At 65.1% G+C, this 238-nt stretch carries 1 protein-coding gene; it reads left to right on the top strand.

The annotated features are described in order from the left end of the window. Positions 1-76: 76 nt before the first annotated feature. A partial coding sequence (locus tag B4920_RS27835; protein ID WP_216820140.1) for a PTS fructose transporter subunit IIB occupies positions 77-238 on the top strand: 162 nt, incomplete at its 3' end.

The following is a 238-nucleotide window of genomic DNA, read 5'->3' as shown; positions in this document are numbered from 1 at the left end:
TTTCACCCCGCACCTTTGGCAAACCCCAACGCTTGGCGCTATCTTGTGGCCCCATCCCCACTTGCCTCGAGAACCCATGAAGATCCTCGCCGTCACCGCCTGCCCCACCGGCATCGCCCACACCTACATGGCCGCCGAGGCGCTGCAAACCGCCGCCGACAAGCTGGGACTGAAGATCAAGGTGGAGACCCAGGGCGCCATGGGGCTGGAGAACGTGCTGTCCGCCAGGGTCATCGCC

Origin of the sequence: Zoogloea sp. LCSB751, from assembly GCF_002028455.1 — a bacterium.
Lineage (GTDB): Bacteria > Pseudomonadota > Gammaproteobacteria > Burkholderiales > Rhodocyclaceae > Zoogloea.
This window is presented reverse-complemented; position numbering and strand designations above follow the sequence as displayed.